Raw genomic sequence first — 24,351 nt, 5'->3', positions numbered from 1 at the left:
ATGGTTACGAAGTAGGAGGTTGTCCGTATGGATGTGCGCCGCTGGCTGCTTATCCTACTGTGCGCAATGACATCTTTGGCTCAGGCCGATCAGGTGCCCGGCAAGGTTCTGCTCGCCAGTGAAGCCTGGGACGACTACACCAATACCGATGGCAGCGGTCTGGCCTGGGACGTCTTGCGCCAGGTGTTCGAGCCGGAGGGAATCACCCTGCAAACCCGTACCGAACCCTATACACGCTCGGTCGGCCTTACCCAGCGCGGCGAGGTGGACGGCTGGGTGGGCGCCTATCGCGACGAAGCCACCGGGGTGTTGTATCCCCGCTCGAATTTCGACTCCGACCATATCTACGCCCTTGGACTGGCCAGCACGCCACCGCCGACGTTGGCCACATTGGGCAACTATCGCCTGGCCTGGGTGCGCGGCTACAAGTACGAGGGCTACCTGCCCAATGTGCAGCGTTTCAACCAGATCGAGCGGCGCGACAGCGTCACGTCAATGCTCCTGCATGCCCGGGCGGACTTCTATATCGATGCCCTGACCGAGGTCAGCGAAGTCCTCAAGCAAGCGCCGGACCCTTCCAGGTTCAAACTGACGCATCTCGCGGAACTGCCGCTGTACGTGGGTTTTGCCGATACCGAACGAGGCCGCAGCCTGATGGCGGTATTTGACCGGCGCATGGCGGCCCTGGTGAGCAGCGGCGAGCTGAAGCCGATCTTTGAACGCTGGAAACAGCCGTATCCGTTCTGACCTGCATAGAACCGGGATGAAGGCCAATCGAACCGATTGATCTTTATCAGCGATAATTCAGCTTAAGCGTCTGTAGGAACGTGCTGTTACAATGGCCGCCTTTGTAAAAACTGAAATCAGGAGCACACGGTGCCCGTCGTTTTCGTCGCCGCTTCCAAGCTGCCTACCCCTTTTGCCACGTTCACCATGAACGGCTTTCTCGAAGAAGCCACCGGCCGCGAGCACGTTGTGCTCAGCCTTGGCGACATCGCTGACGGCGCGCCGGTGCTTGGCCGCGTGCACTCCGAATGCCTGACTGGCGACGCACTGTTCAGCCAGCGTTGCGACTGTGGTTCACAACTGGAAGCCGCCATGCGTGCCATCGCCCGTGAAGGCCGTGGTGTGTTGCTGTATCTGCGCCAGGAAGGCCGTGGCATTGGCCTGATGAACAAGATCCGCGCCTATGAGTTGCAAGATGGCGGCGCCGACACCGTCGAAGCCAACGAGCGCCTGGGGTTTGCCGCCGACCAGCGGGACTATGCGATCTGCCTGCCGATGCTCGAGCACCTGGGCGTCAAGTCCCTGCGCTTGATGACCAACAACCCGCGCAAGGTCAAGGCCTTGACCGAAATGGGTATCACCGTCGCCGAGCGTGTGCCGCTGCACACCGGGCACAACCCGCACAACAAGCTCTACCTGGCCACCAAAGCCAGCAAGCTCGACCACATGATGGGCAATGAGCATCAGGGCGAGGTCGACCGCGCGTGACCCGTGGCCAGGTGAAACGGCGACTGTCCTTCAACTGGTGGCAGTACCTGGCCCTGGCGCTGCTGCCTTTGTTTGTGATCAACCTGGTGTTTGGCCAGACCGAAGCCCTGCTGCCGGTACTGGCCATGCCGTTCTTTATCGCCGGCGTGGCCTCGATGTTTCTCAGCCTGCGTTACTTTCACGGCTATAAACACGCGTTGATCGCCACCTCCAAAGCCCTCGATACCCCTGAAGAGCCCGCGGCCTGGATCACCCTGGCAGCCCGCCGACGTACCGCCTTGCTGATTGCCGCCATACCGGCCTGGATCGGCGCGCTGGCGGTGTTTGTCGGCCTCGAAGCGGTGCCACTGTTTTTGTTGGCGCTGTCGACGCTGGTGCTGTTTTACCTCTACCGCATCCCTCGCCAACTGGGATGAAGCGCCACTGGCTGGCGCTTGTGTTGCTGGCATCCAGCGTTCAGGTGCTGGCGGTTGAGCGTGTCGTCAGCCTGGCGCCATCCCTGTCTGAAATCGTGCTTGAGCTGGGCGCCGCCGACCTGCTGGTGGGCGTGCTCGACGGCGGCGAACGGCCGGCAGCCTTGGCAGAGGTGCCGTCAGTCGGGCGCTACGGCCAGTTGGACATGGAGCGTCTGCTCAGCCTCAAACCCGACCTGATCCTGCTGTGGCCCGGCAGTGTCGGCCCGGCGCAGCGTGAGCAGCTACAGCGTTTGAATATTCCGGTTTACCTCGCCGACCCCCATAGCCTTGAACAACTGGTCATTCAGGTGGACGCGATTGCCGTGCAACTGGGGCGTGCGGACGCTGGCCGCCGATTGGCCGCCAACTTGCGCGAACAACTGGTTGAACTGCGCCGGCGTTACCAGCGCGCCGAGCCGTTGCGGGTGTTTTACCAGGTGTGGAACCAGCCGCTGTATACCGTGGGCGGTGAGCAGATCATCAGTGATGCGCTGAAGGTGTGCGGCGCACGCAATGTGTTCGATGACCTCAAGCTGCCTGCGCCGCAGGTGAGCATCGAGTCGGTGTTGCAGCGTGATCCGCAGGTGATTCTGGTCGGTGATCAGGCGCAGAAAGAGGCCTGGAATGCCTGGCCGGCGATGGCGATGCGGGTTCGGGTGGTGCCGGACAAAGGGCTGGAGCGGCCCAGTGGGCAGATGGTGCAGGCGCTGGCGCGCTTGTGTCAGGTGATTGCGCCGAGCCTCTGAAGGTAGTCCAAACCAATGTGGGAAGGGCTTGCCCCTCCCACATTCTGATCCGGGTTACAGGCCCAGTTGTACCGTGCGCTTGAGTACCGCCGCCTCGATACCCGCTTCATCCAAACCACATTCCGCCAGCATTTGCGCCGGCTTGGCGTGTTCGACGTACACATCCGGCAAGCCCAGGTGCAGCACCGACTTGAGGATGTTCTCCCGCGCCAGGAACTCGCTGACCGCCGCACCCGCGCCGCCCATGATGGCGTTTTCTTCAACCGTCACCAGCAGCTCATGGCTGGCGGCCATCTCGCGGACCAAGGCTTCATCCAACGGTTTGACGAAGCGCATGTCGACCACGGTAGCGTCGATCTTCTCGGCCACTTTCAGGGCTTCGGCCAGTTGCACGCCAAACACCAGGAACGCTGTCTTGCGGCCTTGGCGTCGCACGATGCCCTTGCCGATCTCGATAGGCGCCAGGTCCTTCTCGATCACTGCATTCGGGCCATTGCCGCGGGGGTAACGCACGGCGGCCGGACCGTTGTAGAGGTGGCCGGTGCTGAGCATCTTGCGCAGTTCGTTCTCGTCGCTCGGGGTCATCACCAGCATGCCGGGGATGCAGCGCAAGTAGGACAAATCGAAGCTGCCGGCGTGGGTCGGGCCGTCTTCGCCAACCAGGCCGGCGCGGTCGATGGCGAAGAGCACGTCGAGGTTCTGCACGGCGACGTCATGTACCAGTTGGTCGTAGCCGCGTTGCAGGAACGTGGAGTAGATCGCCACCACCGGCTTGGCACCTTCGCAGGCCATGCCAGCGGCGAACGTCACCGCGTGCTGCTCGGCAATCGCCACGTCGAAGTAGCGCAGCGGGAAGCGCTCGCTGAAGGCCACCAGGTCGGAGCCTTCCTTCATCGCCGGGGTGATCCCCACCAGGCGCGGGTCGGCAGCGGCCATGTCGCACAGCCATTCGCCGAACACGCCGGAGTACTTCGGCCCACTGGCCTTTTTCGGCGCGGCGGCGGGGGCGTCCAGCGGTTCCAGCTTGGTGATGGCGTGGTAGCCAATCGGGTCGACTTCCGCAGGCGCGAAGCCTTTGCCTTTCTTGGTGACGATGTGCAGGAACTGCGGGCCCTTGAGGTCACGCATGTTGCGCAGCGTGGCGATCAGGGTCGGCAGGTCATGGCCGTCGATCGGGCCGATGTAGTTCCAGCCCAATTCTTCGAACAGGGTGCCGGGAACCAGCATGCCCTTGGCATATTCTTCGGTGCGCCGGGCAATTTCCCACGCGCCGGGCAGGCGCGAGAGCACTTTTTTGCTGCCTTCGCGCATGCTGGCGTAGGTGCGGCTGGAAAGGATTTTTGCCAGGTAATTGGACAAGCCACCGACATTGCGCGAGATCGACATGTCGTTGTCGTTGAGGATCACCAACATGTTGGCGTCCACTTCCGGCGCGTGGTTCAACGCTTCGAAGGCCATGCCGGCGGTCAGCGCGCCATCACCGATCACCGCAATCGCCTTGCGATCGCTGCCTTGCAGGCGGGCGGCAATCGCCATGCCCAGCGCGGCACTGATGGAGGTGCTGGAGTGACCGACGCCAAAGGTGTCGTACTCGCTCTCGGAGCGACGCGGGAAGGCGGCAATGCCGTCCTTCTGGCGCAGGCTGCCCATCTGGTCGCGGCGGCCCGTGAGGATTTTATGCGGATACGCCTGATGGCCCACGTCCCACACCAGCCGGTCGTCCGGGGTGTCGAACACGTAATGCAGGGCGATAGTCAGCTCGATGACGCCCAGACCGGCACCGAAATGCCCACCGGTCTGGCCGACCGTGTAGAGCAATTCCAGGCGCAACTCATCGGCCAGGGTTTCCAGCTCGGCTTCACCCAGACGACGCAGGCCGGCCGGCGTGGCAGCACGGTCGAGCAGGGGCGTGGACGGGCGCTTGCGGGGAATCTCTTGAAACGTCGTGGGCATCAGGCGAATCGTTATAGGTATAGAAGAGGCGGCAGTTTACCTCAAGCATCGCAAACTGCCCACGCAGAGCGCCGAACTTGGCTGATATGCGGCTGCAATGGCCGCAGTAATCAGTGCCGGCGTTCGACGATATACCGCGCCAGGTCGCGCAGTGGCTCGGCTGCCGCGTCGAAAGGTCGCAGGGCGTCCAGGGCCTGGTCGCGTAGTTCCAAGGCGTAGGCCTTGGCCGATTCAAGCCCAAGCAGCGCAGGATAAGTCGGTTTGTCCCGTGCGATGTCGGCGCCCTGGCGTTTGCCCAGGGTCGCGGTGTCACTTTCGACGTCGAGGATGTCGTCCTGCACCTGGAAAGCCAGGCCGATGGCGCGGGAATAGGTCTTCAACGCAGCCAACTGCGCAGCGTCGGCACGGCCACTGGCCAGGGCGCCGAGTTGCACGGCAGCTTCGATCAGCGCACCGGTCTTGTGGCGGTGCATGTATTCCAGGGCGTGTTGATCGAGCTTCTGGCCGACCGAACCCAGGTCGATGGCCTGGCCGCCGACCATACCGGCGGGGCCCGCCGCCAGGGCCAGGGCGGTGACCATGCGCAAGCGGATCTCGGCGTTGGCGTCGCTCAGCGTCGGGTCCAGCAGTGCGCTGAACGCCAGGCTTTGCAGGCCGTCACCGGCCAGAATCGCGCAGGCTTCGTCAAAGGCTTTGTGGGTGGTGGGCTGGCCGCGACGCAGATCGTCATCGTCCATGGCCGGCAAATCGTCATGCACCAGGGAATAGGCGTGGATCAACTCCACCGCGCACGCCGCGCCGTTGGCCTGCTCGGCAGGCGCGCCGAGGGCTTCGCAGGCGGCATAGGCCAACAACGGGCGCACGCGCTTGCCGCCATTCATCACGCTATAGCGCATGGCTGCATAAAGACGTGTGAGTTCGGGGCTTGGCGCAACAAACAAGGGCTCCAGCGCCGCATTGACCCGGGCTTGGCTACTGGCCTGATACGCGTCGATCATTCCGGCTGTTCCGCATCGAAAGGTTCTTCGGCCAATTCCCCGTCACGCTCCAGCAGCACCTGGACCTTCTGCTCCGCCTGCGCCAAGGCGCTCTGGCAGTCGCGGGTCAGGCCGATGCCTTGCTCAAACGCTGTCAACGAGTCTTCCAGCGACAACTCGCCGTTCTCCAGACGCTCGACCAGGGTTTGCAGGTCGGCGAGGGATTGTTCGAAATCGAGTGCAACTTTTTTGCGGGCCATGGCGGCTATTCCGGTAGACGGTAAACCGGCGCGACACTAGCAGACATGGGGGATGGGGGCAAATGAGTGGGGGGCTCGATCGTCTGGGCCAGTGATTTGATAGCGCGTACCGCGACCCTTATAGGGCCATGCCTTAAAAGGCACCGTTGGTCGATCAGGCCGTGCTGATCCACGCTGTACTGCTCGACGTTGCTGCATAGAAATGTGGTCAGCAGGCGTGTGAGCCGATTGTGTAGCCTAATTGACGGTTATCTCGATGATGGCCCGGTGCTATTCTGCGTCACGACCTGCAGCCATCCGTGGACAGTGCAGGCAAAAAAAAGCGCGTTTGAGGAGATAGGGATATGTCGTTGTTGGCGTTCTTGCAGGCCAGGAAATACTCAAGCTCGGGGCGTGTCTATGTAGCACCCAATATTCCCAAGAAGCTGCTGAGCAACGCGCTGGCCGCTTACGATTTGACGCTGGACCCCAGCGACGTGGTGGTGTTGGTCGACGACACCATGTTTGGCAGCGGCAAGGACGGTTGCCTGATCGCGCACGACTGCCTGGCGATCCGTGAAACCTTCACTGACGCTGTCACCTACGCCTACAGCGAAGTGCAGTCGTTGGAGCTCCAAGGCAGCAAACTCTTCCTCAACAAGCGTCAGGCAATTGCCTTCAACATGCCGGACAAGGCGGATCTGAACCGCTGTTTCGCATTGGTCCTGGAGTGGATGAGCAGCCAGTCCGGTGCTGCGCCTTCGGCCAAGCGCACCGAAGTGAAAGCTGCCGCCGGCAATCAAGAGTTGAGCGCCGCCCAAGTCGAGGCGGTGGTGCAGATGAGCGTCAACCTGGCCGAGCGCCTGGGCTTGGAGCGCGTTTACGTGCGCCCGCACATTCCGCAGAAAAAACTGCAAGCGGCGCTGGAGTCTTACGGCGCCAATATGCGTGAAGACGAAGTGCTGGTGCTGATCGACGACACCCTGTTCGGTGGCGCCAAGGAAGGCGTGCTGATGGGCGAGAGCAAGCTGGCGCTGAAAATGGTGTTTGAAGCACCGCGCCTGTTTTTCTGGCGCCATCTGGAGGGGCTGTCGGTGGAGAAGCGCGACCTGTACGTCAACTCGCGTAAGGTTGGCTCCTTCACTCAGGTAGGCGAAAAGGAATTGGGCGAGTTCTTTTCGCTGATCGACCAGGCGTTGATCGATGTGCGCCAGGCCTCGGTCGACGACACCCCTGCGCCCCAGCAGGTGGTGCCCGAGCCTGAACCTGAGGTGTTGGAGCCTGCGCAGGTGGAAGAAATTTCTGCCCTGGCGGTCATCGAAGACACACCAGTGCGGAGTCCCGCCGAGCAGCAGAGCAAGGTCAGCGGCAAAGACAAACTGCTCGGTTATGTCGCCGTGGCCATCGAGCAAAACAAGCCCAAGATCCTGCCGTTTCTCAAGGAAAAAACCGGCGAGGCGTCCCTGGCTGCACTGCGTGATGACGCCAACGTCGAGAAGCTGGGCGTGTTCATTTATGCCTTCCTGCCGGGGGTGGTTCGTCTCGCGCTGAAGGAAGATACCTTCGTGCGCTTCATGCTGGAAAACCGCAACAAACTCCTCGACAAACTATTGACCGGCGAAGCCGAACGCGTGGCTGCCTTGCCGGACATCACGCCGGCGGCGCCCGTGAGCCGTGGCTACCATGCCGATCTGGACGACCTGTTGATGGACGATGAGCCCGAGCTGCGGCCGGGGCAGCAACCCGTCGACATCCTGCGTGCGATTTTGCAGGAGATGAAACAGGATCAGCTCGAAGACCCGGATGCCGAGTTCATCTGGCAGTTGCCCATTGATTTCCTGGAAGCGCTGATTCCCAAGGCGGAAAAACTGATTGGCGCTCCCGATAAAAAGGTCGAGGACCAGGTCTTCTTTGTGCTGGCGCTGATGTACGGTTTTTCTTTCCACAAGGTGCCGGAGGCCGTGCGTACTCAGGAGAACATTTTCGAGACATTCCTCAACGGTTTCGGCGTGATCTGCAGCAGCTACGAGGAACGTAACCCCGCCAGCACTTTCAATCTGGACGATGATGTGCTGCCGATGTTGTTGATCATGACCAAAGTGGCGAGCAAGCAGCAGCTCAACGAGCTGGTCAGGAAAATGCTCGACGAGCACAGCACCGTCAGTGAACCGGGTGACTTCGAGATGGATGACATCATGTTGCTGCTTCGTGCCGCCAACACCGGCGCGGTGGCCTGGGTGGACGCACTGACCCGTGTCTGCGTCGCCCAGGAGCGCGAAGTGCAACGCAAATGGGGGGACGTGCTCAACTAAGTGCGGGACGGGCGGCCAGTTTCAACCAGGCGTTCAAACTGGCATTGCCCCTGCGCGTCTTGCAGGCTGGCCTCAAAGGCCAGCAAACCGGCCAGCACCTGCTGCTGGGCTGCAATCTGCGTGACCAGTTCATGCTTCTTTTGCGCAATCGCCGCCGTCGCCCGTTGTTGTGCCAACGCACCTGCCGGGGCGCCGTGGAGAATTTCCTGCAACTCCTTGAGCTTGAATCCCAGTTGCTGGGCGCACTTGATGAACATCAGCAGCTCGACACTTTGCTCTGAATAGACCCGGTATTGGCCCTCGCGCCGGGCCGTCGGCAGCAGGCCGATCGCCTCATAGTGACGAATCGCCTTGATGGTCGTGCCCGACAGTTGCGCGGCTTTGCCGATGTACATGAAAACTCCCTTTTTCCAGAAGTGCGCCGGCTTGTTTCAGCCAGGCGTCGCGCTGCGTGGATGTCGATCCGAGGACCGGCCCGAACAGCAACGTCTTGATCGGCTTGATGCCGCAAAACGCCAGGGTGGTCTTGCGCATCTGATGTACGCCCGGCATGTGATAGAACCAACGGTAATACCACGGCGGCGTATCCAGGGTCACCAACAGGTGTGCGGTTCGGCCGCGCAGGAGTTTGTCAGGAAACGCCTTGCCTGCTCGGTATTTGAAGGCAAAACCGGGTAGGAAAATACGGTCGATAAAGCCTTTCATCAAGGCCGGTATGCCACCCCACCAGATGGGGAAAGCCAAGGCCAGGTGTGTGGCCCACAGGATGTCGGCTTGCGCGCGGAGCAGATCGGCTTCCAGGGGTTGAATCTGGTTGTAGCCGTTGTGCAGGATCGGGTCGAAATCAAGCTCACCCAAGCGTAGGACGCGCACCTCATGGCCTGCGGTTTTTGCACTGCGGATGTAGGCGTCGGCGAGGGCAGAGCAGAGGCTGGTCGTGGAGGGGTGGCCGAGGATGACCAGGATGCGGTGGGCCATGGCGGGATGTCCTGAAAGTGGGGGTTCAGGGTAGGGGGTGCTGTATAGGGGAGAGTCAAGCAATACGCCTATTTGCAATTGCCAGCAGGACGGATCTGCAATCCTTGAAAGGCCCTTCCTGAAGCGTTCGTTGTGCTTTGTGGCCTTGGATGACGCTGGCTAGCTTGCCTCAACGCTCCCGCTTTGACTTTTTGAGCCTGGCGTTGGACGCGCAGGAGCACGACATAGAAACCGCGTTGATCAAGCATGTCACCGACTTTCTGCGGGGGTTAGAGGGGCGCAAACAACAAAAGCCTGCTTTTCAGGGCAGGCATTTTGTTTAACGCGCTTTGCTTAGTTCTTGTGCGCCGTCAGCGCCGCATAACCATTCATCAGGTTGCGATAGTTCGGAATGCGCTGGGACAACAGGTTGCCCAGGCCTTCGATGTCGTTGCGCCAGTCGCGGTGCAGCTCACACGCCACCGAGAACCAGTTCATCATCTGCGCGCCGGCCTGGGTCATGCGGCTCCATGCGGCCTGCTGCACGGTGGTGTTGAAGGTGCCCGAGGCATCGGTGACCACGAACACATCAAAGCCTTCGGCCAGTGCCGAGAGGGTAGGGAACGCTACGCACACATCGGTGACCACGCCGGCAATGATGATCTGCTTGCGGCCGGTGGCCTTGATCGCCTTGACGAAGTCTTCGTTGTCCCAGGCGTTGATCTGGCCTGGGCGGGCGATGTACGGCGCGTCCGGGAACATTTCCTTCAACTCTGGCACCAGCGGGCCGTTGGGGCCTTGCTCGAAGCTGGTGGTGAGGATGGTCGGCAGTTCGAAGAACTTGGCCAGGTCCGCCAGGGCGAGCACGTTGTTCTTGAACTCGTTGGGCGAGAAGTCCTGCACCAGGGAAATCAGGCCGGTCTGGTGGTCGACCAGCAGGACTACGGCGTCGTCTTTGTTCAAGCGGTTGTAGGTTGGAGTGCTCATGGTTGAATCCTTTTTTGTTTAGGTTGGTTGGGCGTTGCGTTCAACATGGGCACAGATTAATGGGTGGGTGGCGGTGGATAAATCGGCTGAAACGGGTAATACCGTCAACTCAAAAGCGACAATCGTTGAATCTTCACCCGTACTGGGAGGGACGTAGCCAAGAAAAGTCATACAAAAAATCTCACGCGTGAGCTATTGAGCGTGATGAAAATTGCCTGTAGATTTTCTCACGCGTGAGTTTTTCACTACGAGGTCAGCATCATGAAAAGCAGCTCTCCATCGAGCCCGTCCGCCGGGTCCGATTCCGATTCCGCAAGCTTTCAAGGAGAGCGCTTGAAACCGGCCGCGAAAAAGCCATCGAGCTTCTACATGAAACAGATGCGCGCGGGCCTGGCGGCCGCCGGGTATGTGAAACACGAGACTTGGGTGCTTCCCGAAAACCGAAGCCTGCTCAAGCAGATGGAGAAACAGCTCCGCCAGCCGATCCTGGCTGGCTCATTCATGTCGGAGAATTACATGAGCGCAGGTAACAACTGGAATATCGATCGCCTCTTCACCGCTCTCCAGGCCCTGGACGAAGTGGTCGCCAATGACATTACGCTTTCTCTGGTGCAAGGCTCCGAGTCCAGCATCAAGCTGGAGATGAACGACTTCGGTGGCTTGCCGATTTACATCGCGGTGGTGGGCGAGCAGATCATCGTGGATACCGTGCTGGTCGACGTCGAGTCCATCAACGACGTGCCGAAATTCAATGACGCCGTGTTGCGCAGCCGGGAAATGTTCCCGCTGTCCTCGATCGGCATCGAGTCCATGCCTAATGGGCAAGTTGTCTACAACATGTTCGGCGCGTTGAGCTCCGACTCCAGCCTGACCAACATCGTGACCGAGGTGAAAACCCTGGTCGACAACGTGCAGCGCGCCAGCGAAGCCTTCGAACGTTTCTTCAATTAAGTATTCGGGAGTACCCAATGACTCAGTCCATCTGGAGCAAATTGTTCACCGCGCTGCGTGGCGGTGCGAGCGAAGTCGGCGAGTCGATCGTCGACCAGCAGGCCCTGCGTATTCTCGACCAGGAAATCCGCGACGCCGACACCGCGCTTGCCAACGCCAAGCGTGAGTTGGTCAGCATCATGGCCAAGCACAAACTGGCGACTGATCGCGTCGGTGAGTACGACGCCAAGATCAAAGACCTGGAGTCCAAGGCGATGGCGGCTATCCAGGCCAATCGTGAAGACCTGGCCCTGGAAGTGGCCGAAGCCATTTCGACCCTGACCAACGAGCGGGATGTCGAGCAAAAGCAGGCCGCCGAGTTCGGTGGTTACGCGGACAGCATGCGCAAGGACATCACCAAGGCCGAAAGCCGGATCAAAAGCCTGCGCCAGCAAGTGGACATGGCCAAGGCGCGTGAAAGCGTGCAAAAGGCTCAAGTCAGCGCGTCCATCGCCAGTGGCGGTGCCAACGGCAAGCTGGAGACCGCTGTCGGTACGCTGAATCGCTTGCAGGCCAAGCAGCAGCAACGCGCGGCTGAACTGCAAGCCCAGGATGAACTGGCCGAGGCGTCGACGGGCTCCGACCTGGAGCGCAAGCTGCGTGAAGCCGGCATCACGCCGAATGAAGGCAGTGCCAATGCGATCCTCGAACGCCTGAAGAAAAAGTCAGCCGAGTAAGGCCGACAAGGGCGAACACTGCACCTGTGGTGAGGGCGCTTGCTCCAGCTGGACGGCGCAAACAAAAGCTGGGGGCCGCTTCGCGTCAAGCGCCCTCGCCACAGGTCAATTCTTACCCTATCTGCTTTTTAACGACGTCGAGGTCAGGATGGATGCCTTGAAGGGTTTCAAGATAATCGCAGGCCTGGCCTTGTGCATGGTTGCACTGCAACTGCTCAATGTCGCGACCGGGTACAGCCTCATGGCATTCGGCCTGGTCCCGAGAACGGTGCAGGGATTGCTTGGCATCCTCGCGTCCCCGTTCCTGCACGGGTCCTTTGCCCACCTCAGTGCGAACCTGATCGCGTTTCTGGTGCTGGGCACCCTGGTCATTATCGAAGGGCTCAACCGGTTCGTCAGCGTCAGCGCGATCATAATTGTGCTGGGCGGCTCATTGGTCTGGCTGTTCGGTTTTGCGGGTATACACGTGGGCGCCAGCGGCTGGGTATTCGGGCTGTGGGCTTATCTGTTGTCTCGGGCCTGGTTTCACCGCAGCTGGGCCAACCTGATAACGGCCGGTGTGGTGGCGGTACTTTATGGTGGCCTGATCCTTGGTTTCCTGCCTCGCCAGGGGGTTTCCTTCGAAGGGCATCTGTTTGGTGCGTTCGCCGGATTTATTGCAGCCAAGGTACTTCTCTCGGCGCCGCGCAGCAGGTTTAATGCCGGCTGACTGCGCTTGAGCATCCTGCTTTCAGGAATCAAGTACCCAAGGAACCAGGGGCAAAAATGTCGACTTTCCTGTTGTTGCGCCAACTCTCTTCTTGCTTCGATCAGTCCGCCCAGTGCCATGCGCATTGAAGGCTGCGCCTCTACCTGCCTCAAGGAAATCTCCAATGGGATGGTTTAAACAGTTGATGGGGCTTGAGGCCCCGCGAGCCAATGCCGAGTCGAAACCGCTCTTGCCAAGCACTGGCCCATTGGGCCTGGCCCCAGGCAAAGGCGTGATGTTCGACACGAGCCTGAAGTTGCTGCTCGATGAGAAAACCTCGGTGGTGATTCCCGGCTCCCAGGAAATCTGGAGCAACGGCACCGTGGATCTCGGGCAGTCGACCTGGCTGTCGCGCTATTACATGAACGACGAGGATTACTGGTTGCAGGTCCACACCACGGGCGAGATCGCCGGGCAGGTGGAGTCCGTGATCCTGTTTAACTACCTGAGCTACGTCACCCTCAGCAGCGAAGCCGAACTGCGTCGACTGGCCGGGCCGCAGAGTCTGATCGGGTTGCCGACCTACACCCACGACGGCGTCGAATACGCCCGTGTGTGGGGCAGCGAAAACGGCCAGACAGAATTGGTGGCGATGAGCGAGCAGGTGATAAGCCCCGAGGATTCCTACAGCGTCGAGCACCGCTCGATGCTATATGCCCGTGACACCGGCCTGACCGATCGACGCGAGTTCCTGTTGTTTTCTGTCGAAGAAGACGCCGAAGGCACCATCAGCCTGAGCACGTCGCTGGGCATTTCGCTGTACACCACCGACCTGACCGCGCTCTAAAAAAGGAAGCCATCCATGCTAGAAGCTCTTTCCATTTCCCTGAACAAAGCCGCCGTACTCGGGTTTGTCCTCTACATCCTCGGTGCGGCCGTACTGTTCGCGCTGTTCCAGTTCATCTACACCCGCATCACCCCGCACAAGGAGTTCGAGCTGATCCGTGCGGGCAACGTGTCCGCGGCGGTCGCCCTGGGTGGCGCCATCATCGGTTTTGCCATTCCTGCCAGCAACGTGATTGCCTATTCGATCAGCCTTCTCGACTTCGCCGTTTGGGCGATCATCGCGGCTGTCGTCCAACTGCTGGCGTTTTTGTTGACCAGCCTGGTGCTCAAAGGCACGTCCGAGCGCATCAGGAACGGCGAGCTCGCGGCCGGCATCTACGTGGCTGCAGTGGCCATCAGCGTCGGCATGTTGAATGCCGCGTGCATGACGCCTACCCAGAACTGATCGCGCACGGAGCTCCCGATGAAACGAAGCAAGTATGTCCAGCTTTCGCTGGCAGCGTCGGTCGCCATGGCGATCTCCGGCTGTGGGCCGACGGAAAAAACCTACGATTTGCAGAAGAAGTACAACTTCCAGTCGGTTCAGCAATGTGCCGATGAGAAGCTGCCGGTGGACGTCTGCTCGGACGCCTATATGACCGCCATGGCCGAGCACCGCCGGATTGCGCCGGTGTACGACAGCCAGGCCGATTGCGATGCAGACTTTGTCGCTGACTGGTGCCAACAGGACTCCAGCGGAAAATTCATCCCCAGGCTGGGTGGTTTCGAACTGACCGCCGAAGGCCAGGTGACGCAATCCCAGGTCGATGCGGCCAACGCCCAGGCGGCGGGCGCGCAAGCGAGCAGTGGCGGCTCAGGCTTTTCCACCAGCAGCCTGCTGACTGGGCTGCTGATCGGCAACATGCTGAGCAACAATCGCAACAGCTACCGCTCCGAGCCGGTGTACCGCTATCGCGATGATCGCGGCGATTACGCCTCTTCAACGCTCAACCAACGTGTCTCGAAAGGCGCAACCTTCGGCCGCTCGAACCAGGCCAGGTACGGCAGCAGCAATTACACCAACACGCTGCGTTCCTCCAGCAAGTCCAGCTCCGTTGCGTCGGCCACCTCCCGTGGTGGCTTCGGCAGCAAGGCCAGCGCACGCAGTGGCTGGGGCGGCGGTAGGTCGAGCAGCTAAGGAGGGCTGGCCATGAAGAAAATCCAATGCGCAGAACGTCACGACTGGAAACAAACCGCCGACAGCCTCGGCTTCCTGTTCCACACCATCGACAACGAGCCCTATTGGGATGAGCGCGCGTACTACCAGTTCACGCTCAAGCAAATTGAGCAGGACCTGGAAGACCCGACCACCGAGATCCATGAGATGTGCATGGACCTCGTGGCCCGTGTGGTCCAGAGCGAAGAGTTGCTCGAGCGCCTGAGCATTCCCGCGCCGTTCTTTGACATGATCCGCACCTCATGGCTCGAAGGCCACCCGCACCTGTACGGGCGCATGGACTTTTCCTACAACGGCAACGGTCCCGCCAAACTGCTCGAACTCAACTACGACACACCGACCAGCCTCTACGAGGCTGCGGCGTTTCAGTGGGGCTGGCTGGAACAATGCATCGAGCGCGGCCTGCTGCCCAAGCACGCCGACCAGTTCAACAGCATCGACACCAAACTGCACCAGGCCTTTGCCCAATTGCAGGTCAACCAGCCGTTCTACTTCGCCTCGATGAAAGACTCGGTCGAAGACAAAGGCACCACCGACTACCTGCGCCTCGTCGCGGAAAAAGTCGGCATCGAATCCCGTCATATCGACATCGAAGACATCGGCCTGACCAGCGAAGGCCGCTTCGTCGACCTCCAGGATCGCTGGATTCCCCACCTGTTCAAGCTGCACGCCTGGGAGTTCATCTTCCATGAGCCGTTTGGTGCCGCGATTGCCCAGAGCGACACGCAGTTCTTCGAGCCGGCATGGAAATCCATCCTCTCCAACAAAGGCGTCCTTCCCCTGTTATGGGAGTTCAACAGCGGCCACCCGAATTTACTCGCGGCGCACCTGGATACCGATCCGGGTAAAGCCGTGCCGAAGGGCTGGGTGCGCAAGCCGTTCTTCTCACGGGAAGGGGCGAACATTGAATTGCAAACGGTGGATGGGCTGATCGTGAAGGAAGACGGGCCCTATACGGATGCGCCGTTCATCCTTCAGGAGTTCGCGCCGCTGCCGCGGTTTGGGGACAGTTATACGTTGATTGGTTCCTGGGTGATCGGGGACCAGGCGGCGGGGATTGGCGTGCGCGAGGATAATAGTTTGATAACGAAGGATTCGAGTCGGTTTTTGCCGCATTTGATACTGGATTGAAAACGACGGGCTTCTCGGCAATGTCTGGTGAATGTCAGTCGGTTATTGATCAGGGCTGAAGTGGAGAGGGGAACTTTGTGCACGTAGGCGATATATTGAATTAAAACAGCATGGCTTAAACATAAGCAGGTTGAGTATTAAAGTTTAATCGTGTTCTGTTTTCGGTGAATTTACCTGCATAAGCCGTTCTGATATAGTGCTCCGCTGAGGAGAGAAATATGCTATTGCCACGTTTTCCCGCAACACGCTTTCAAGGTTCAAAAAGAAAGATTCTTCCGGAAATTGCCGCACTGATAGAAGCTGAAAAGTGCGACTCAATAATTGATCTGTATTCCGGATCCGGGATCGTGGCATTGTTATTTCGTTATCTGGGCAAAAGAGTTCTGGCAAACGATTACTTGAAATACAATCAAAATACCGCCTCTTTGTTCTTGAATTACTCACAGGAAGAGCTGAGTGCGCTGGATTTGGATGCGGACTTGGATTTCTTGCTGAATCACCGTGCCGATGATTTTGAATCTATTGTGTCTGACGAGTTTCAAGGAGTTTACTTTAAGCCTCATGAAAATAGCGAGATAGACAACTTTTGCCAGAACATACAGCGCTATTGCGGATTAAAGCAAAGCCTCTATATCTACGCAGTGGGGCAGGCGCTCATCAAGAAGAGACCTTATAATCTGTTTCATCGCGCGAATCTGGATATGCGCCTCAAGGATGTCGTCAGGTCCTTTGGTAACGCGAAGACCTGGGAAACCTCAATCAAGGAACATGCCGTAAAGTGCATAAAGGAATTGGCAGCCTTGCCTGCTGTTGATGCACGGCAGCCGATAACAACCTGTGTTGACACGGCCTGCCTGCAAGCGCTTCCTCAAGATTATGATGTTGTGTATATGGACCCTCCCTACATGAATGGGAAGTCTGTGTCGGTTAATTACTCCAACTTTTATCATTTTCTGGAAGGCTTATGTGACTATAGCCTTTTCTCGAAAGGCGATACTCGATACCCGCACAAACCCATCGTAAATATAGAAAGCGCCTGGCATAAAAAAGAGTCTGCGCTCAAGCAATTAAAGTACATATGCGAGTATTTTCATTCGTCGACCATCATCATGAGCTATAGAAGCGACGGTACACCGTCTCCCCTTGAGATCCAGGCGGTCATGCAGGGTTGTGGCAGGCAGGTGGAGATACACACGGCAGGTGAATACAAATATGCGCTGAGCAAAAACGCGGACAATGAAGAAATTTTTATCATCGCACGCCTGTAGTTGGCGACGGGGCACTCAACTACAGGCATGCGGACGCGCAAAAGTTTACAGAAATCTCTGGAAGTCCGGGTGAGCCAGCAGGTCTTGCTGGGTTTTAATCGCGCCCTTGTAGTGGTCGTAGTTCTGCCAATAAAAGTCGCAGGCTTCTTTTACTTGAGAGAAATGTGAGAACGGCCCTTTGACTGTCGAGAACTCCTGAGGGCTTTTCAGCTTTATGGAACCAATGTTGGCGGTATTGCCGCTTCCCGCTCTCAATCCTACAACATCAGTCTTTTCTCTGATGAAGATGCTCTGCAAGTCATAAGGGCATTTGATGTCGCCGGCTTTTGGTATGTTGGTTAGATCATACTCTTCAAATGCCAGGTTTCGCGTGTAGATAAAGCCAATCACCCAATGATGGGTGTAGGTCGAGTACGGATGCAAAATGTTCTTGGTGTCATTCCTGATAAACGACTTATAACTTCCCAGGGTCAGGCCCATGGGTTTTCCTTGGGCGTGATAGGTCGTTTTGATGTCGATGGCGATGCGTTGCACGACATTGCCATAGTTATCGAACTTGGTGAAGGTGAAATCGGGATACGTGGTCTGATTAGCGTTGGCTACGATAAACCCGTGATTGAGTGCGATGGTTCTGAGAACCGGGCTGGCAAGCCTTTCAAATACAGTACTGATGACTTTTGTATCGGAGTCGATGGGGTAGACCCGGTTTTGCTCGTCAATAAAACCCTGGATTTCCCAGGTCCAGCCTTTTGTGTAGTTACGAAATTCTTTTTCGAAATCATTGAGTGTGATCACTACTACCTCTTAACTCTGCCCAATCAAAAAACACATCAAGCTCCCTGTCAAAGCGCCTTGCTAGTGTCCGAGTTGTTTCAGACGCAGGATATACTGCGGGTTGGATTTGTGTCCATTTGCGCAGCTCGCTTAAAAGCAGCGCGCGCGACTATCTCCGGGGACGCGTGAGGTGGGGCCCCTGAAAGTCAATTCGGCCATTTATTGCAGGCATTAAAAAGCCGGCTTGTGGCCGGCTTCTCGGGGACTGCTTCAGCTTGTTTTTGACAAGCCTCACCAGCCTTCAAATCGCTCAGCCAACGTCGCGTCTGGCTGAATGGTAGGGGCATCCGCGGGAACTCCTCCGCATCGCCAGACAGGGGAAACAGCTGAACGCCACCCCTGCCAAATGTGCGGCGCATGATACCCACATTCACCTCAATTGCCCACCTCCGGATCCGATTTAGAGCCTTCCCAGCCCAATAATTGCTCATCCAGCGGCACGGGTGGGCGACGGGTGTTGAGTGTGGCCCACCAGAACACCCAGCCCACGATCTGGAAGTTCTGTTCAAAGCGTTGCTCGTAGGTGAGGTATTCGTCGGGATGTTCACCGGCGTTGTGGCTGCGCATGCGCAGGCCGCCGCCGGGACGGTTGTAGAGGTATTTGATGCGTAGCATGCCGTCATGTTCGACCGCGTAGATTTCGCCGTCGATGATTTGGGTGCGGCCGCTGTCGATGGCGAGTATGGCGCCCTGTTGGATGATGTCGGTCATGCTGTTGTCGACCATGTACGCGCCTACTGCGCGCTCGGGGTTTACTTTGAGGGTTTCGAGGCTGAGCAGGGAGACGCGGATGCACTCGGTGGACGTAAATGTGGGGTGGAGGGGGATTTCCACGTCGGTTTTTTCTGGGTTGCAGGCCGAGCCTGTGAGGTATTTGCCGGTGGTTTCGCGGGTGGGGAGTACATTCCTTGCGTTCGGTCCGTCCAACAGAAAGTTGACCGGTGGGTGTTTAGGGCCCATGCCGGTGTGCAACCACCGACTGGAGACGCACAACAACTCTGCAATCTCGTTGAGTTTGCCCATGGGGACGCCGCGTTTGAACCAGTTGTTCACGTGTTGAGGCGTGACGCCGCGGTTCTTGGCGAAGTCGGAGGCGGAAAGATGAACTTCCCGTAGCAGTGCTTTTAAACGATCACCTGATGTATTCATAAACGCAGAGTTTACTGGCGGGAAAAACAAATCAAATAAACCATGCGTTGAATTGCGCGTGTAGGTTTTTACTTAGTTGTGGCCTGATTTTTCAGTTTTCTTGTATTGTTAAACGTTAGTTTTTGTTTGTTGATCCGAGTGTTTAATTGTATGCATAAAAAAGCCCCGAATAGTCGGGGCTTTTTCTATTGCCGGGGTAATACCGGACGGGTATCAGCCTTTGTAGGCGGCAACCGATTTCAGGATCTCGGCGCGGGCGGCGTCTGCATTGCCCCAACCGTCGATCTTCACCCACTTGCCTTTTTCGAGGTCTTTGTAGTTCTCGAAGAAGTGCTTGATCTGTTCCAGCAGCAGTGGCGGCAGATCGGTGTATTCCTTCACATCCACGTACAGCTGGGACAGCTTGTCGTGTGGAACTGCGATAACTTTGGCATCGCCGCCGCCGTCGTCGGTCATGTTCAGGATGCCGACTGGACGGGCACGGATAACCGAGCCTGGGGTCACCGGGTAAGGGGTTACCACCAGCACGTCGAGGGGGTCACCGTCGTCAGCCAGGGTGTTAGGGATGAAACCGTAGTTGGCCGGGTAGAACATCGGGGTGGCCATGAAACGGTCAACGAACAGGCAGTCGCTGTCTTTGTCGATTTCGTATTTGATCGGCGCGTGGTTGGCCGGAATCTCGATGGCGACGTAGATGTCGTTCGGCAGGTCTTTGCCAGCCGGAATCTTGCTGTAGCTCATTGGGCGTTGCCCCCGTTAATTGGCCAAGAAACTTGGCCGGATTGGCCTAAAAGTGGCGGCGATTATAGGCACATTCCGCCGCCGATGCCATGCGCCAGACGTCGTACGGTTATTCGCCCTGCGGCTGATAACGCGGGTCCGTGGCTTGCAGCTGGTTCAAGCGGGCCAGGGTGTCCTGGCGATAAAAGCGGCTGAGTTGGGCGTACACCTGTGGATAACTATTGACCAGTAAATCCGGGGCGCTGAAAAAATATTCGCTGGTAACGGCAAAGAATTCCGCCGGGTTTTCCGCCGCGTAGGGGTCGATCTCGGTTTCGGCGTCCGGGTTGGCATCCAGCTGGCGATTGAGGTCGTCGTAGGCGCTTTGCATCACGCTGGCCCATTCCTGCACGCGCATGTCGCTGTGCAGCGGCGGCAGGCCATTGGCGTCGCCGTTGAGCATGTCGAGTTTGTGCGCCAGTTCGTGGATGACCAGGTTGTAGCCTTCCCAGTTGCCACTGGCCAGTACGCCTGGCCAGGCCAGGATCACCGGACCCTGTTGCCAGGCTTCGCCACTGTGCTCACCGTCCCACTCGTGTTCGATGCCGCTACTGTCGCGATGGCGCTGGGGGCTGAGAAAGTCGTCGGGGTACAGCACGATTTCGTGGAAACCCCGATACCAATCGAGGTCGCCCAGGTTCATCAACGGCAGTTGCGCCTGGGCGGCGAGCAGCAGGCGTTGTTCCTGATGCAGCTCGACGCCGGGGAGGGCGGTGAGGTGTTTTTCGGCGAGAAATACCACGCAGGCTTCGCGCAGCCATTGATCCTGCTCGGCGCTGATGCCGTCGAGAAAGGTCAGGTGCTGGCGCACCCGCTGCCAGGTGTCATCGGCAATCGGGTGCTTGGCCAGCAGGCGCCGGCGACGCCAGGCGCTGAGGGACCACATCCGCGGTTACTGCGGCTTGGCTTCGGAGGAGGCACGACCAAAGCGGCTGCGAAACACGCCAATGATCATCGGCACCAGCGACAGCAGGATGATGAACACTACCAGCAGCGAGAGGTTCTTCTTGATGAACGGCACGTTGCCGAAGAAGTAACCCAGGGTCACCAGGCCACCGACCCAGAGGATAGTGCCCAGCACGCTGAAACCGAAGAAGCGTGCGTAAGGCATTTTGGCGATGCCGGCGACAAATGGTGCAAAGGTCCGCAGGATCGGCAGGAAGCGCGCCAGGGTCACGGTTTTGCCGCCGTGCTTGTCGTAGAAGTCGTGGGTTTTCTGCAGGTAGTCGCGTCGGAAGATCTTCGAGTTCGGGTTGCTGAACAGGCGCTCTCCCGCTGTTCGTCCGATGACGTAGTTGGTGCTGTCCCCGAGGATCGCCGCCAACATCAGCAGGCCGGCCAGCAAGACCGGGTCCATGCCGCCGCCTGCGGCGACCGCACCGGCGATGAACAGCAGCGAATCACCGGGCAGGAAGGGCATGACCACCAGGCCGGTTTCGCAAAAAATCACCAGGAACAAAATAGCGTAGATCCACGGACCGTAATTGGTTACCAGCAGGTCGAGGTAGACGTCGAGATGCAGGATAAGGTCGAGCGGGTTGAAATCCATGGATGGCACCTGTGTGAATGGCTCGGCTCAGCAGGCCAGTGCGGAAGCTGGGGTAAGTAAGGCTACAAGGGTATGTCGCGATTCTTACATCCCTGAAAGGTCCGCATTATACGGATCGAGAGGTGAAAAGCCTGTTGGTTTTGTAGCGGGGGATGTCGCGGTTTTCGAAAATATACGCCGATCCAAATGTGGGAGCGGGCTTGCTCGCGAAAGCGGCGTGTCAGTCAGCACATCTGATGCTGAACCACCGCATTCGCGGGCAAGCCCGCTCCCACAGGGGATTTTGGGGGGCAGTGGTCAGTCTTCGCTGATCGGCAGCACGTAGTTCTTGAACTCGGTGTCTTCACGAAACCCGATCGACTCATAGGTCTTCTGCGCCACTTGATTGTCACTGCTGGTAGACACCCGCAGCCGTACCGCATGGGTCTCCTTGGCCATTTTCTTCGCGGTGCGCATCAGGTTGTCGGCCACCAGTTGCCGACGAGCGTCTTCGGCCACATAGATGTCGTTGAGGATCCACACGCGCTTGAGCGACAGCGAAGAAAAGCTCGGATACAGCTGGCAAAAACCGAGCAGCTTTTTATCGTCATCATCGGCCAGGGCCAGGTAGATCACCGATTCCTTGCGGCGCAGGCGCTTTTCCAGGAAGGCCCGCGACGAGTCTGGGAAGGGCAACGCGCCGTAGAATTCGCGGTATTTGACGAACAATGGGGTCAACAGGTCCAGGTGTTCCAGGGTCGCTTGAGTAATCCGCATGCCAGGCCTCAACTTCCAAATGGGGTATGACCACACAAGCGGCCGTGACTCGATGCTGCCTAACGGCGCGAAAAAGCGCAATCATGCAGCGTTCAGTCATCCGGTGAACTGAGCAGGAAATTACCTTTCATCAGGTCCGGATCATCCGATTCGATGGTCTGAACCTGCGCCTCATCCTTGAGGTTGACCCCCGACAGTTGCCGGCGACACGCCTCTCGCATCAAGTAAAGCAGGCGATGGGCTGCCATGCCGTAGCTCAAGCCCTCCAGGCGTACGTTGGAGATGCAATTGCGATACGCATCGGTGAGGCCGACCTTGGGGTTGTAGGTGAAATACAACCCCAGGCTGTCCGGCGAGCTGAGCCCTGGCCGTTCGCCGATCAGGATCACCACCATCTTGGCGCCGAGCAATTGGCCAATCTCATCGGCCACGGCCACACGGCCTTGTTCGACCAGGATGACGGGTGACAAGGACCAGCCTTCGGCGTGGGTCTGTTCTTCCATGCGTGTCAGAAACGGCAACGTATGTTTATGCACCGCCAGTGCGGACAAGCCATCTGCCACCACCACTGCCAGGTCCACACCACCGGGATTGGCCGCCGCATGCGCGCGCAGCGCCTGGGCCGACTCATCACTCAAGCGCCGCCCCAGGTCCGGGCGTTGCAGGTAGCTGTGCCGGTCAGTTGCGGCGCTGTGCAGCAACAGGCTCTCACGGCCGCGTTCGGCCAGTTGGCCGCTGAGGCCGGCATGGTCGAAGGGCAGGTGCACGGCGTCCCGCGCCTGGGCGTGGGCGAACTGGAAGTCCAGTTGCGCCTGCGTGGGAATGCTGGTGCCGGTACGGCCCAGGGCAATGCGCGCCGGGGTCAGGCGGCGCAGTTCCAGCCACGGATTCTCAGGTAGGTCGAGTTGCACGGGCGGCTCCTTCATCCCAATTGCGCCAAGGCTTGGCGAAACGCCGGTGGCAGGCTGTTACCGAAGCGTACCTTGCCATCGGCTTGCGTGAAGATACCCATCTTCGCCAGCCACTGTTCAAACTCCGGTGCCGGCTTCAAACCCAGGGTCTGGCGGGCGTACAGGGCGTCGTGGAACGAGGTGGTCTGGTAGTTGAGCATGATGTCGTCAGAGCCGGGGATGCCCATGATGAAGTTGATCCCCGCCACGCCGAGCAGGGTCAGCAGGGTGTCCATGTCGTCCTGGTCGGCTTCGGCGTGGTTGGTGTAGCAGATGTCGCAACCCATCGGCACGCCCAGTAGCTTGCCGCAGAAGTGGTCTTCGAGGCCGGCGCGGATGATCTGCTTGCCGTTGTACAGGTACTCCGGGCCGATAAAACCGACCACGGTGTTGACCAGGAACGGCTTGAAATGCCGCGCCACCGCATAGGCCCGGGTTTCACAGGTTTGCTGGTCGACCCCAAAGTGCGCGTTGGCCGACAAGGCGCTGCCCTGGCCGGTTTCGAAATACATCAGGTTCTGGCCCAGGGTACCGCGATTGAGGCTCAGGCCCGCGTCGTAACCTTCCTGCAACACGTTGAGGTTGATGCCGAAACTGGCGTTGGCCGCTTCGGTGCCGGCAATCGACTGGAACACCAGATCCAGCGGCACGCCACGGTTGATCGCTTCGATGGAGGTGGTGACGTGGGTCAGCACGCAGGCCTGGGTCGGGATCTCGTAGCGCTGGATGATTGCGTCGAGCATTTCCAGCATGGCGCAGATCGAGGCGATGCTGTCGGTGGCCGGGTTGATGCCGATCATGGCGTCGCCGTTACCGTACAGCAGGCCGTCGAGAATGCTCGCGGCGATACCGGCCGGCTCATCGGTTGGGTGGTTGGGCTGCAGGCGTGTGGATAAACGCCCGCGCAGGCCCATGGTGCCGCGGAACTGGGTGACGACGCGGATCTTCTGCGCCACCAGCACCAGATCCTGCACGCGCATGATCTTGGACACGGCGGCAGCCATTTCCGGCGTCAGCCCAGGCGCCAGCGCGCGTAGGCTATGTTCGTCGGCCGCGTCGCTCAGCAGCCAGTCGCGCAAGCCGCCGACGGTCAGGTGGCTGACCACGGCAAACGCCTGCTTATCGTGGGTGTCGATGATCAGCCGGGTGACTTCATCGCTTTCATAGGGGATCAGCGCTTCTTCGAGGAAGTGTTTCAGCGGGATATTCGCCAGCGCCATCTGCGCGGCCACCCGTTCACCGTCGTTTTGCGCGGCCACGCCAGCGAGAAAGTCCCCGGAGCGTGCAGGACTGGCCTTGGCCATCACGTCCTTGAGGCTGTCGAAGCGGTAGGTTTGTGTACCCACCGCGTGGGAAAAGCTTGCCATACAGTGTCTCCTTGACGACGCGGGCACGGC

27 protein-coding genes are annotated in these 24,351 nt (G+C 59.0%); 13 read left to right on the top strand and 14 right to left on the bottom strand.

Annotation, left to right across the window (positions count from 1 at the left end):
- Window positions 1-27 precede the first annotated feature (27 nt).
- The 4 genes from OPU96_RS15050 (at window position 28) to OPU96_RS15035 (ending at window position 2,695) form a co-directional block, all read left to right on the top strand.
- The gene (locus OPU96_RS15050) at window positions 28-747 is read left to right on the top strand and encodes a substrate-binding periplasmic protein (RefSeq protein ID WP_498559294.1); all 720 of its coding nucleotides are present in this window, start codon (window positions 28-30) and stop codon (window positions 745-747) included.
- Window positions 748-876: 129 nt separating this feature from the next.
- Window positions 877-1,494, top strand: a complete 618-nt coding sequence (gene ribA / locus OPU96_RS15045; RefSeq protein WP_016978544.1) for a GTP cyclohydrolase II — start codon at window positions 877-879, stop codon at window positions 1,492-1,494.
- Window positions 1,491-1,910, top strand: coding sequence for a nuclear FMR1 interacting 1 family protein (locus OPU96_RS15040; RefSeq protein WP_192299072.1), 420 nt, complete (start codon window positions 1,491-1,493; stop codon window positions 1,908-1,910). The genes ribA and OPU96_RS15040 overlap by 4 nt, the downstream gene beginning before the upstream one ends.
- Window positions 1,907-2,695, top strand: a complete 789-nt coding sequence (locus OPU96_RS15035) for a cobalamin-binding protein (RefSeq protein ID WP_498559293.1) — start codon at window positions 1,907-1,909, stop codon at window positions 2,693-2,695. Before OPU96_RS15040 ends, OPU96_RS15035 begins: the two co-directional genes overlap by 4 nt.
- A 54-nt stretch (window positions 2,696-2,749) precedes the next feature.
- On the opposite strand, the gene dxs is transcribed toward OPU96_RS15035, so the two are convergent.
- The 3 genes from dxs to OPU96_RS15020 all read right to left on the bottom strand — a co-directional run bounded on the left by dxs (window position 2,750) and on the right by OPU96_RS15020 (window position 5,885).
- Complete coding sequence (dxs, locus tag OPU96_RS15030; protein ID WP_305391603.1) at window positions 2,750-4,648, bottom strand: 1-deoxy-D-xylulose-5-phosphate synthase; 1,899 nt, start codon at window positions 4,646-4,648, stop codon at window positions 2,750-2,752.
- Between the two features lie 110 nt (window positions 4,649-4,758).
- Window positions 4,759-5,646, bottom strand: a complete 888-nt coding sequence (ispA, locus tag OPU96_RS15025) for a (2E,6E)-farnesyl diphosphate synthase (protein ID WP_305391602.1) — start codon at window positions 5,644-5,646, stop codon at window positions 4,759-4,761.
- On the bottom strand, window positions 5,643-5,885 hold the full coding sequence (locus tag OPU96_RS15020; protein ID WP_003176346.1) for an exodeoxyribonuclease VII small subunit: 243 nt from the start codon (window positions 5,883-5,885) through the stop codon (window positions 5,643-5,645). Before OPU96_RS15020 ends, ispA begins: the two co-directional genes overlap by 4 nt.
- A 344-nt stretch (window positions 5,886-6,229) precedes the next feature.
- Between OPU96_RS15020 and OPU96_RS15015 the strand changes: the two genes are divergently transcribed.
- Window positions 6,230-8,176 carry a hypothetical protein gene (locus OPU96_RS15015; protein WP_498559292.1) on the top strand — a complete coding sequence of 649 codons (1,947 nt, stop codon included), beginning with the start codon at window positions 6,230-6,232 and terminating at the stop codon, window positions 8,174-8,176.
- On the opposite strand, the gene OPU96_RS15010 is transcribed toward OPU96_RS15015, so the two are convergent.
- The 3 genes from OPU96_RS15010 to ycaC form a co-directional block, all read right to left on the bottom strand.
- Window positions 8,173-8,571, bottom strand: coding sequence for a MerR family transcriptional regulator (locus tag OPU96_RS15010; RefSeq protein ID WP_226455826.1), 399 nt, complete (start codon window positions 8,569-8,571; stop codon window positions 8,173-8,175). The genes OPU96_RS15015 and OPU96_RS15010 overlap by 4 nt on opposite strands.
- A complete protein-coding gene (locus OPU96_RS15005) occupies window positions 8,510-9,154 on the bottom strand; it encodes an NAD(P)H-dependent oxidoreductase (protein WP_226455825.1) in 645 nt (214 codons plus the stop codon). The genes OPU96_RS15010 and OPU96_RS15005 overlap by 62 nt, the downstream gene beginning before the upstream one ends.
- Window positions 9,155-9,487: 333 nt before the next feature.
- Complete coding sequence (gene ycaC / locus OPU96_RS15000) at window positions 9,488-10,120, bottom strand: isochorismate family cysteine hydrolase YcaC (RefSeq protein ID WP_192299065.1); 633 nt, start codon at window positions 10,118-10,120, stop codon at window positions 9,488-9,490.
- A 369-nt stretch (window positions 10,121-10,489) separates the two neighbouring features.
- Between ycaC and OPU96_RS14995 the strand changes: the two genes are divergently transcribed.
- From OPU96_RS14995 to OPU96_RS14960, 8 genes are all read left to right on the top strand, one after another.
- Complete coding sequence (locus tag OPU96_RS14995; protein ID WP_192299064.1) at window positions 10,490-11,071, top strand: YjfI family protein; 582 nt, start codon at window positions 10,490-10,492, stop codon at window positions 11,069-11,071.
- Window positions 11,072-11,088: 17 nt separating this feature from the next.
- Window positions 11,089-11,787 carry a PspA/IM30 family protein gene (locus tag OPU96_RS14990; protein ID WP_192299063.1) on the top strand — a complete coding sequence of 233 codons (699 nt, stop codon included), beginning with the start codon at window positions 11,089-11,091 and terminating at the stop codon, window positions 11,785-11,787.
- A 148-nt stretch (window positions 11,788-11,935) separates the two neighbouring features.
- A complete protein-coding gene (locus OPU96_RS14985) occupies window positions 11,936-12,496 on the top strand; it encodes a rhomboid family intramembrane serine protease (protein WP_192299062.1) in 561 nt (186 codons plus the stop codon).
- Between the two features lie 163 nt (window positions 12,497-12,659).
- A complete protein-coding gene (locus OPU96_RS14980) occupies window positions 12,660-13,322 on the top strand; it encodes a DUF2491 family protein (RefSeq protein WP_305391596.1) in 663 nt (220 codons plus the stop codon).
- A 15-nt stretch (window positions 13,323-13,337) separates the two neighbouring features.
- Window positions 13,338-13,766: a DUF350 domain-containing protein gene (locus OPU96_RS14975; protein ID WP_498559291.1), complete on the top strand. Its 429-nt coding sequence runs from the start codon at window positions 13,338-13,340 to the stop codon at window positions 13,764-13,766.
- Between the two features lie 18 nt (window positions 13,767-13,784).
- Window positions 13,785-14,498 (top strand): DUF1190 domain-containing protein, encoded by a 714-nt coding sequence (locus tag OPU96_RS14970; RefSeq protein ID WP_192299059.1) that lies wholly within the window; start codon window positions 13,785-13,787, stop codon window positions 14,496-14,498.
- A 12-nt stretch (window positions 14,499-14,510) separates the two neighbouring features.
- Window positions 14,511-15,668, top strand: a complete 1,158-nt coding sequence (locus tag OPU96_RS14965) for a glutathionylspermidine synthase family protein (protein ID WP_226455822.1) — start codon at window positions 14,511-14,513, stop codon at window positions 15,666-15,668.
- A 218-nt stretch (window positions 15,669-15,886) separates the two neighbouring features.
- Window positions 15,887-16,936, top strand: a complete 1,050-nt coding sequence (locus OPU96_RS14960) for a DNA adenine methylase (RefSeq protein ID WP_305391595.1) — start codon at window positions 15,887-15,889, stop codon at window positions 16,934-16,936.
- Window positions 16,937-16,981: 45 nt separating this feature from the next.
- Here the strand turns inward: OPU96_RS14960 and OPU96_RS14955 are convergent, their stop codons facing one another.
- The 8 genes from OPU96_RS14955 to OPU96_RS14920 all read right to left on the bottom strand — a co-directional run bounded on the left by OPU96_RS14955 (window position 16,982) and on the right by OPU96_RS14920 (window position 24,321).
- Window positions 16,982-17,731, bottom strand: a complete 750-nt coding sequence (locus OPU96_RS14955; RefSeq protein ID WP_192299056.1) for a type II restriction endonuclease — start codon at window positions 17,729-17,731, stop codon at window positions 16,982-16,984.
- Window positions 17,732-18,145: 414 nt separating this feature from the next.
- On the bottom strand, window positions 18,146-18,919 hold the full coding sequence (locus OPU96_RS14950) for a LexA family transcriptional regulator (RefSeq protein ID WP_226455820.1): 774 nt from the start codon (window positions 18,917-18,919) through the stop codon (window positions 18,146-18,148).
- A 213-nt stretch (window positions 18,920-19,132) separates the two neighbouring features.
- Window positions 19,133-19,660: an inorganic diphosphatase gene (gene ppa / locus OPU96_RS14945; protein WP_003219382.1), complete on the bottom strand. Its 528-nt coding sequence runs from the start codon at window positions 19,658-19,660 to the stop codon at window positions 19,133-19,135.
- 109 nt (window positions 19,661-19,769) lie between these two features.
- Complete coding sequence (locus OPU96_RS14940; protein ID WP_226455819.1) at window positions 19,770-20,585, bottom strand: M90 family metallopeptidase; 816 nt, start codon at window positions 20,583-20,585, stop codon at window positions 19,770-19,772.
- A gap of 6 nt (window positions 20,586-20,591) precedes the next feature.
- Window positions 20,592-21,248, bottom strand: a complete 657-nt coding sequence (locus OPU96_RS14935; protein ID WP_192299053.1) for a DedA family protein — start codon at window positions 21,246-21,248, stop codon at window positions 20,592-20,594.
- Window positions 21,249-21,545: 297 nt separating this feature from the next.
- On the bottom strand, window positions 21,546-22,004 hold the full coding sequence (locus OPU96_RS14930; RefSeq protein WP_192299052.1) for a GNAT family N-acetyltransferase: 459 nt from the start codon (window positions 22,002-22,004) through the stop codon (window positions 21,546-21,548).
- Window positions 22,005-22,096: 92 nt separating this feature from the next.
- Window positions 22,097-22,930: an ethanolamine ammonia-lyase subunit EutC gene (gene eutC, locus OPU96_RS14925; RefSeq protein ID WP_226455818.1), complete on the bottom strand. Its 834-nt coding sequence runs from the start codon at window positions 22,928-22,930 to the stop codon at window positions 22,097-22,099.
- The gene (locus OPU96_RS14920) at window positions 22,927-24,321 is read right to left on the bottom strand and encodes an ethanolamine ammonia-lyase subunit EutB (RefSeq protein ID WP_124525118.1); all 1,395 of its coding nucleotides are present in this window, start codon (window positions 24,319-24,321) and stop codon (window positions 22,927-22,929) included. The genes eutC and OPU96_RS14920 overlap by 4 nt, the downstream gene beginning before the upstream one ends.
- Window positions 24,322-24,351 lie beyond the last annotated feature (30 nt).

The organism is Pseudomonas sp. RP-B7 (assembly GCF_059803535.1).
The sequence above is the reverse complement of the archived record's forward strand: the minus strand, read 5'-3'. Positions and strand labels throughout refer to the sequence as shown.

Excerpts from the sequence above, each read along its gene's own strand:
- dxs (WP_305391603.1), bottom strand. The coding sequence starts at position 4,648 with ATGCCCACGACGTTTCAAGAGATTCCCCGCAAGCGCCCGTCCACGCCC.
- OPU96_RS14970 (WP_192299059.1), top strand. The coding sequence starts at position 13,785 with ATGAAACGAAGCAAGTATGTCCAGCTTTCGCTGGCAGCGTCGGTCGCC.
- OPU96_RS15050 (WP_498559294.1), top strand. The coding sequence starts at position 28 with ATGGATGTGCGCCGCTGGCTGCTTATCCTACTGTGCGCAATGACATCT.
- OPU96_RS14935 (WP_192299053.1), bottom strand. The coding sequence starts at position 21,248 with ATGGATTTCAACCCGCTCGACCTTATCCTGCATCTCGACGTCTACCTC.
- ispA (WP_305391602.1), bottom strand. The coding sequence starts at position 5,646 with ATGATCGACGCGTATCAGGCCAGTAGCCAAGCCCGGGTCAATGCGGCG.
- OPU96_RS15035 (WP_498559293.1), top strand. The coding sequence starts at position 1,907 with ATGAAGCGCCACTGGCTGGCGCTTGTGTTGCTGGCATCCAGCGTTCAG.
- OPU96_RS14995 (WP_192299064.1), top strand. The coding sequence starts at position 10,490 with ATGAAACAGATGCGCGCGGGCCTGGCGGCCGCCGGGTATGTGAAACAC.
- OPU96_RS14985 (WP_192299062.1), top strand. The coding sequence starts at position 11,936 with ATGGATGCCTTGAAGGGTTTCAAGATAATCGCAGGCCTGGCCTTGTGC.
- OPU96_RS14965 (WP_226455822.1), top strand. The coding sequence starts at position 14,511 with ATGAAGAAAATCCAATGCGCAGAACGTCACGACTGGAAACAAACCGCC.
- OPU96_RS15020 (WP_003176346.1), bottom strand. The coding sequence starts at position 5,885 with ATGGCCCGCAAAAAAGTTGCACTCGATTTCGAACAATCCCTCGCCGAC.
- eutC (WP_226455818.1), bottom strand. The coding sequence starts at position 22,930 with ATGAAGGAGCCGCCCGTGCAACTCGACCTACCTGAGAATCCGTGGCTG.
- OPU96_RS14930 (WP_192299052.1), bottom strand. The coding sequence starts at position 22,004 with ATGCGGATTACTCAAGCGACCCTGGAACACCTGGACCTGTTGACCCCA.
- OPU96_RS14960 (WP_305391595.1), top strand. The coding sequence starts at position 15,887 with ATGCTATTGCCACGTTTTCCCGCAACACGCTTTCAAGGTTCAAAAAGA.
- OPU96_RS14950 (WP_226455820.1), bottom strand. The coding sequence starts at position 18,919 with ATGAATACATCAGGTGATCGTTTAAAAGCACTGCTACGGGAAGTTCAT.
- OPU96_RS15005 (WP_226455825.1), bottom strand. The coding sequence starts at position 9,154 with ATGGCCCACCGCATCCTGGTCATCCTCGGCCACCCCTCCACGACCAGC.
- OPU96_RS14990 (WP_192299063.1), top strand. The coding sequence starts at position 11,089 with ATGACTCAGTCCATCTGGAGCAAATTGTTCACCGCGCTGCGTGGCGGT.
- OPU96_RS14920 (WP_124525118.1), bottom strand. The coding sequence starts at position 24,321 with ATGGCAAGCTTTTCCCACGCGGTGGGTACACAAACCTACCGCTTCGAC.
- OPU96_RS15015 (WP_498559292.1), top strand. The coding sequence starts at position 6,230 with ATGTCGTTGTTGGCGTTCTTGCAGGCCAGGAAATACTCAAGCTCGGGG.
- ppa (WP_003219382.1), bottom strand. The coding sequence starts at position 19,660 with ATGAGCTACAGCAAGATTCCGGCTGGCAAAGACCTGCCGAACGACATC.
- OPU96_RS14980 (WP_305391596.1), top strand. The coding sequence starts at position 12,660 with ATGGGATGGTTTAAACAGTTGATGGGGCTTGAGGCCCCGCGAGCCAAT.
- OPU96_RS15010 (WP_226455826.1), bottom strand. The coding sequence starts at position 8,571 with ATGTACATCGGCAAAGCCGCGCAACTGTCGGGCACGACCATCAAGGCG.
- OPU96_RS14940 (WP_226455819.1), bottom strand. The coding sequence starts at position 20,585 with ATGTGGTCCCTCAGCGCCTGGCGTCGCCGGCGCCTGCTGGCCAAGCAC.
- ycaC (WP_192299065.1), bottom strand. The coding sequence starts at position 10,120 with ATGAGCACTCCAACCTACAACCGCTTGAACAAAGACGACGCCGTAGTC.
- OPU96_RS14975 (WP_498559291.1), top strand. The coding sequence starts at position 13,338 with ATGCTAGAAGCTCTTTCCATTTCCCTGAACAAAGCCGCCGTACTCGGG.